Annotated in this window: 5 protein-coding genes and 1 tRNA gene; 3 read left to right on the forward strand and 3 right to left on the reverse strand. The window is 34.1% G+C overall.

The genetic code is table 11. The features are described 5' to 3' along the window. On the forward strand, positions 1–1450 hold a 1450-nt coding region (locus tag ACIPNH_RS04905), incomplete at its 5' end, for an alanine/glycine:cation symporter family protein (protein WP_400772029.1). Positions 1451–1462: 12 nt separating this feature from the next. Then, positions 1463–2041 (forward strand): glycerol-3-phosphate 1-O-acyltransferase PlsY, encoded by a 579-nt coding sequence (plsY, locus tag ACIPNH_RS04910; RefSeq protein ID WP_010963004.1) that lies wholly within the window; start codon positions 1463–1465, stop codon positions 2039–2041. On the opposite strand, the gene ACIPNH_RS04915 is transcribed toward plsY, so the two are convergent. From ACIPNH_RS04915 to ACIPNH_RS04925, 3 genes are all read right to left on the reverse strand, one after another. After that, positions 2032–3909 (reverse strand): hypothetical protein, encoded by a 1878-nt coding sequence (locus ACIPNH_RS04915; protein ID WP_400772031.1) that lies wholly within the window; start codon positions 3907–3909, stop codon positions 2032–2034. The two genes, plsY and ACIPNH_RS04915, sit on opposite strands and share 10 nt — an antisense overlap. A gap of 52 nt (positions 3910–3961) precedes the next feature. After that, entirely contained in the window at positions 3962–4858 is an 897-nt protein-coding gene (locus ACIPNH_RS04920) for a cation diffusion facilitator family transporter (protein WP_006280506.1), read from the reverse strand. Positions 4859–4884: 26 nt separating this feature from the next. Beyond that, positions 4885–4957 (reverse strand) — tRNA-Val (locus ACIPNH_RS04925). A 250-nt stretch (positions 4958–5207) separates the two neighbouring features. Here ACIPNH_RS04925 and ACIPNH_RS04930 point away from each other — a divergent pair. Continuing rightward, entirely contained in the window at positions 5208–5777 is a 570-nt protein-coding gene (locus ACIPNH_RS04930; protein WP_400772034.1) for a hypothetical protein, read from the forward strand. The last annotated feature ends 63 nt before the right edge of the window (positions 5778–5840 follow it).

Consider the following 5840-nt stretch of genomic DNA (forward strand, 5'->3'; position numbering starts at 1 on the left):
TTGTATGGTGTTATTTTGCCTATTATTTAATGATGTGTACGCTGCTTCAGGTTTTTACGAAAGTTATGACGCTGTGTTGAATGGAATAAATAACTTCATGAATGAAGTACTGTTTTTCAAGATCCTTTACGTGCCATTTATAATCCTTCTACTAGTTTTTGGTTATGTGTTTCTAACATTACGTTTTGGATTTCTCAACATAAGAATGTTTAAGCATGCGTTTGCTATTTTATGTGGAAAATATGACACGAATCACCATGATGGTCATATTACGCATTTTCAGGCATTTATGACTGCACTTTCAAGCACAGTAGGCCTTGGAACTGTTGCTGGAGTCGCAATTGCAGTTTCAATGGGTGGACCAGGAGCGGTGCCTTGGATGATGATTACAGGTTTTTTTGGTATGTCAGCAAAATTTGCTGAGGTAACGTTGGCGTTTAGACATAGAACAGAAGATCAGGACCAATTGTTTAGTGGTCCCTTTCAGTATATAAGGAATGGTCTGGAGGAATTTGGATTTAAAAAACTTGGTATTGTGCTGGCTGCCATGTATGCAGTATTCTTTGTATTATCAGGTCTTGGTGGAAGTGTAGCATTTCAAACCAACCAAATGGTTTCAATATTATCTGGCTATTCAAGTTGGGTAGATGGTCACTCTTGGTTTCTTTCTTCCATAATTTCTGCGCTGCTTGCTCTAGTGATTATTGGCGGAATTAAAAGGATAGCTAGAGTATCTTCTGCACTAGTGCCTATTATGTCACTTATATATATCTTTAGTTGTATTATTATTATTGCATTTAATATTCATAACCTTGGTTATACGTTGAAAATATTATTTTCCACTATGATAGATTTCAATGCTGTTGGCGGAGGGATGGTAGGAGCATTTGTTGCTGGAATTCAAAGGGCAATCTTTGCCAGCGAAGCAGGTGTTGGTTCTGCTTCAATTACTCATGCAACAACTAAAGATGAAGAACCAGTAAGAACTGGACTAGTCGCTATGATAGAACCATGCTTTGACACAATGTTAATTTGCTGTTTAACAGGAATAACAATAGTAATAACAGGTGCATACCAAACAGGTGTTGGTGAGGGAATATTAATTACTCACAAAGCATTTGAGACAGTTTCTCCATGGTTTCCTATCCTTCTAACAGTAGCTGCTCCTTTGTTTGCATTTTCTTCAGTAATTTCGTTTGTATATTGTTGTGAAATGGGGTGGCTATATTTATTCGGTGCAAAAAGTATAGTGATATACCGCATAGCGGTAATAATTGTGGCGTTTTTCTCTGGTCTTTCTAAAGATATAATGGCTATTGCCAATATCGGTGGAACTTTATTCTCTTGTTTAGCTCTCATCAACATGACAGCGCTTATACTGTTTAGTAATCAGATTAACAATGAAGTTCAGTGCTACCTAAAAAGGCTGAGGAATAATAAAATTAATTAGGTTCTTGGTATAATGGAAAAGTATGTAGTCCTTATACTGTCCTACATACTCGGTTCAATACCGTTTAGCTTAATCATTACAAGAATAAAAGGGATAAACTTAAGAGAAGTAGGTTCAGGAAACATTGGTGCTACAAACGTTGCAAGGACGGGAAATAAATTTCTTGCTGCTTTGGCATTATTTCTGGATTCCTTTAAGGGATTTATTGCCGTTTATATAGCACAACAATTTTGTGATAATAACGATTTTTATATATATGTATCTGCAATTTTAGCAGTTTTAGGACACATGTTTCCTATTTGGCTAAAATTCAGTGGAGGAAAGGGCGTTGCAACCACTCTAGGGATACTGATAGCATTTAACATCGATATTACTTTAGTATTCGTAATAATTTGGATAATAGTCTTTCTTGCCTTTAGATACTCTTCCCTTGCTTCACTCAGTGCTACTTCAACGGCTGTAGCATGGTCCTTTTTTTTTCAGAGGAATTTGTTCTTAACATTACTAATTATAGGAGCACTGGTCTTCCTAAAACACCACAGAAATATTGTGAATCTTCTGCAAGGTAAAGAGTATAAATTTTACAGATAATGTACTGCCAAATTATTGACACTTAAACTACGAGACAAATTGCTTGACAGTATGATTTTGTCCTCTTTGTTTAAGTCTATGATTTTTGCTTTTGTTATATTCTCTACTTCTTGAGGTGTTAAAAGACCATCTTCAATGAATTCCTTTTTTGTTTCTCTTATTTTTTCATAAAGTTGAGTAACGTGATCTTTATTTCCTTCATATACACTTTCAATTTCTAACTCTAGCTTATGTGAAGCTCCTTTTTTTAACATTTCATCCATTGCTGCTTTTGTTACTTTTAACCTTTCTTGCAAAATTTCCTTTATTTTTTCCTTATCATTTTCGTTATTTTTACTGAGTTCTACATATACCCTATAACATCTTTTTTCTCTTGGGAGCATTCTTAACCCATCTAACATGCTAATTATCTGACCTTCAATAGTCTTCTCAGCCTTTAATTTAAATTCTGCTACTTCTTCTTCTATTATCTTATTAGCTATTCTCTTAGCTCCATCCAAAGATGAATCCTTGAGAGAAAAATCTGTCTCGAGTAGATCTCGATTTAATAGCTCTAAGAATACTTTTTTTCCGATGTTTTCGAGTAAACTTTCTTGGTCATCTAAATCATGCTCCTGCAGTTTATTTCTCATGTGCTGAACCAGCTCACAACATTGTAATTTATTTAACTTTATAGAGCTAATATTTTTCATTAACGTCAGCACAATTTGTTCACTATATTGAGAAGTAATACTCAATAATTTTCTCATTAAAGGAATACTTACTTCTGAAATAAAATCATCAACTATTTTTTGACTTTCATCGTCTTCATAACCATTTTGAACGTCATACCAAGCCTTAAGAATTTCTTTATTGTTTTTCTTGTTTTTTAACCTGTCTAACATAAACTCACGTGCTTTATTTTGTGCTTCTGAGAGCAACATTTCCCTTGGGGGAGTAAATCTAATTTCTGGATCAGGATGGATACCCTCTAGCGTGCTTAACATTCTATAGATAATACCGGTGAAGCAAGTGTTAGGAATTCGCTCTTTTCTAGAGAAAGTTTGGCTATCAATTAAATTAGAAATCAATGCATCCTTTTTACTCTTAACGGCTTCTCCGTCTCCATCATTGCAAGCCCTTAAAACTAAAAGCAGAACCTGCCCACCTGTAAAGCCGGAGCTATGCTTTTGATCATCTTTGCAAAAGTCATCTAAAAATGCAATTACTCTTCCTTTATCCTCATCACTAAACTCATATGAATTGTTTATATATCCAATGAATTGAATATATTCATCATTTTTGATTACGTCTTCAGGTACTTGTTCACTATACTTACCTTTTAATTTATCAATATTTTTAATGATATCATCATTTAATTGATGGGGCAGTAAATGTTCAAGCTTAACATCAAAACTATTAACCATACCACGTAAATTCTCTTTTATACCTTCCAAAAAGAAATTTATAGAAGCTTTAAGCAGCGTAAATGGGTTAAAATCTTTTGGCCTTAGTTCACTCTGCAATAAAATTAATAGCATTGTAAGTGGTATAGTTCCCAGCAACGAAATAAGCAAGAGAGTGGTAGTGAAAGTTAGATATGTTATGAAAGCAGAAAACAAGAGGAAGGCTGCTACCTTGATTGTATTGTTTTTAAAAAATATTTCCCAACATTCCCTTTTGCTCATTTTTTGCTGTTTTGCCGTTTTTATTTCTTTGTAGATATAAAGAGTTTTAATTTCAGACCTGAAGAACATAGTACCAAGAGAAAAAAGAACATTAACAGGATTAGTGATAATGCTTAACGAGACAAAAGCTCCAAAGTAGCTAACAAATTTTAGCTTACTAGAATCCTTTGAAGGAAATTGTATTTGAGAAATACCTATCATAGCTTACCTTCAACATCATTACACTCTAGTAATAGCATAATAATTTAAAACGTCAATGTTTAAGTATCTTATTATCCGCACACTCATCGTATTCGATCTCGACTGTAGAGTGTGCTATCTCGAACTTATCTAGCAATATTTTTTTTATTTCATATAAAACATTGGTGTGCTGCACATTTTGCTTTATTTTAGCATGCATGGTAATTATAAAATAATTATCAGACAGCGACCATGTATGTATGTGGTGCACATCTATCACTTCAGGTAATTCTGATGTGATCTTACTTTTTATCTCTTCAGCAGATATACCCTCAGGCGTACCTTCAAGGAGTATATGGCAAGAATTTTTGAGAATTTTATAGCCGCTATTTAGAATTATCACACTAACAAATACTGATAAGATTGGATCTACTATTTGCCATCCAGTAAGCATGATAATTATAGATGCAAGTATAGCAGCTACAGAACCTAAAATATCTCCTATAACGTGTAGTACAGCACTTTTTATGTTTATATTGCTCTCGCATTTACTATGTAATATAAAAAAGACTATTATGTTAGAGACAAGACCGAGTGTAGCAATTATTAACATTACTTTCCACTCAACATTGACTGGAAAAATAAACCTCTTTATTGACTCAATTATAATGATTACTGCAATGAGGAATAGAGTTAAACCATTAACAAATGCTGCAATTATCTGCAATCGATGATATCCGTATGATCTCTGCAAATCGGATTTCTTAGCTGAAAACCTATGTGCTAACCAGCTTAAAACCAAGGCAAAGAGGTCAGTGAGCATATGCCCTGCATCTGATAATAGAGCAAGCGAATGTGAAATTATTCCACCTACTATTTCCATAAACATTGTTATCGCAACTATTATTATGGAATAGATTAAGCGCTTGGACTGCGCTGCTGAGTGTTTACCGTTATGCACTGCTGTCATATAAAATCTTTTCATAAACAAAAACGTGGGTAACACTGGGTTCGAACCAGCGACCGCTTGCACGTCAAGCAAGTGCTCTACCAACTGAGCTAATTACCCATCGTGGTTTTAGTATAGTGCTTTGGTGGAATGAAAGTCAATAAACCACTTTGCTTTTGTCCTTGTCCAATGTGATTCCGGAATATAGCTGTATAGAATTTCAGCCATATTCTAAATTTTACATATTAAGTTAACTATCTATACTTTATTTATTAAGATATAAATTATATTAATACAGGGATTTACGTTTTTTTTAGGGAAATTACTTTATGCTTGATATTGAAAGATCAGCAAATTAGAGGTTAAAATTATGACAATTAGTCAACAAGTAAATAAAAATATAACTAAAGAAGGATACTTCAACAATAACGGCAAAGGGTTTAATTCGCCACATGTTACAGAAGTTGAAGATTTAAATATTAAAGTAGAGGTTTATTCTCACAATTTAAGAGCAAGTAAAGTTGCTAACATTGAAAGTGAGATAAGAGAAACAGCTACTAGTTTTAAAGATACATTCAAGTTAGAACGCGGCAGTTCAGAACAAACATTTAAAATTTATATGTTTGATGACAAGGATGATTACACTCACCTTGGCGGAAGCGAGCGTTTCGGTTCTTACCTTGGAGACGAAGGTGGTAAATGTTACTACAAAGGGAAAGCTGATGTTTTTGCTGAAATGTACGTCTACCAGCAAGGTGGCGTTCATAACCTTCAGCATGAATTTGCACATGGTTTAACTTACTTGGCTAAAGGAGGCGAATCTTTACCAACAGTATTAATGGAAGGAATTGCAGATTACTTTGAGCACCATTCAGATCATAAATTCAATTCTCAAGGATCAAGTATTGACAAGACCGAAGCTGCAAATCTGGATTTATAGCATTTCTCATAATAGTCCGAACAGGTCATAGGAAGGCAGAATCAACAGCACGACGAAAAGATT

Origin of the sequence: Wolbachia endosymbiont of Drosophila barbarae, assembly GCF_044752445.1 — a bacterium.
Classification (GTDB): Bacteria; Pseudomonadota; Alphaproteobacteria; order Rickettsiales; family Anaplasmataceae; genus Wolbachia; species Wolbachia pipientis.